1 protein-coding gene is annotated in these 1,394 nt (G+C 47.6%); it reads right to left on the bottom strand.

What is annotated here, in order from left to right; genetic code table 11:
• Window positions 1–1,394, bottom strand: a 1,394-nt coding sequence (gene polA, locus R7035_RS25320) for a DNA polymerase I (protein ID WP_318146334.1), incomplete at both ends; no start/stop codon positions are given.

Genomic DNA, 1,394 nt, shown 5'->3' with positions numbered 1-1,394 from the left:
TTGTACTTTACTTTCAATTTCGGACAAAGACGACTCTTCGACTTCAAATACCAGTTCATCGTGTACTTGCATCAAAAGTTTTACGCGACCATTGCCTTCTTCTTGAATCCATTGATCCACTAGCAGCATCGCTTTCTTAATAATGTCCGCTGCAGTGCCTTGCATTGGCGCATTGATCGCCGCTCGTTCTGCTGCTTTACGACGCATACCATTACGCGATTTGATTTCTGGCAAATGCAAACGTCGACCAAAAATGGTTTCTACATAACCTTTATCAGCTGCTGCGCTGCGCGTGTCTTCCATGTACTGCATTACACCTGGGTAACGCTCGAAGTATTTGTCCATATAAGCTTGCGCTTCACCACGAGGAATACCCAGCTGTTTTGCCAAGCCGAATGCGCTCATGCCGTAAATCAGACCAAAGTTCACCGCTTTTGCACGGCGACGCTGCTCACTGGATACCTGATCAATAGACACTCCCATGATTTCTGCTGCGGTTGCGGCGTGAATGTCTTTACCATCACGGAAGGCATCAAGCAGCGCTTGGTCGCCAGAAAGGTGCGCCATAATACGCAGCTCGATTTGCGAGTAGTCGACAGCCAGAATCTTGTAACCAGCAGGAGCTACAAACGCCTGACGAATACGACGACCTTCTTCGTTACGGATTGGAATGTTCTGCAAGGTTGGATCGGTAGATGACAAACGACCTGTCGCAGTCACCGCTTGATGGTAAGAGGTGTGTACACGACCAGTTGAAGGGTTGATCATCTTCGGCAGCTTGTCTGTGTATGTCGACTTCAGCTTCGCTAAGCCACGGTATTCTAGGATCAGTTTTGGCAGTGGGTAATCCAACGCAAGCTCTTGCAACACCTCTTCATTGGTTGAAGGTGTGCCAGATGGCGTTTTTTTCACAACAGGTAGGCCCATTTTTTCAAATAGGATAGCTTGCAGCTGCTTCGGCGAGTTCATGTTGAACTCTTGTTCTGCGATTTCGTAAGCTTTTTGTTCAAGCTCTTCTAAACGGGCCGCGATTTCTACCGATTGAGCGCTCAGCTTCATGTCATCAATCAGAACACCAGTGCGCTCAATGCGAGACAAAACAGGGACTAGCGGCATTTCGATTTCTTCGTAAACCGATTTTAGCTTTTCATCTTGTTCGATGTTAGCAAACAGACGATTGTGCAAGCGAAGCGTGACGTCTGCATCTTCAGCTGCGTATGGCGATGCTTGCTCAAGCTCGATTTGGTTGAAGGTCAGTTGGTTTTTACCTTTACCCGCGATTTGTTCGAATGAAATGCAGCTGTGTTGTAGGAAACGAAGTGCCAAGCTGTCCATGTCGTGTTTGCCGCCTACGCTGTTGTAAACGTAAGACGCCAACATGGTGTCGTATTTGA

The sequence above is a fragment of the Vibrio sp. 1731 genome (assembly GCF_033339955.1).
GTDB classification, from domain to species: domain Bacteria; phylum Pseudomonadota; class Gammaproteobacteria; order Enterobacterales; family Vibrionaceae; genus Vibrio; species Vibrio alginolyticus.
The sequence above is the reverse complement of the archived record's forward strand: the minus strand, read 5'-3'. Positions and strand labels throughout refer to the sequence as shown.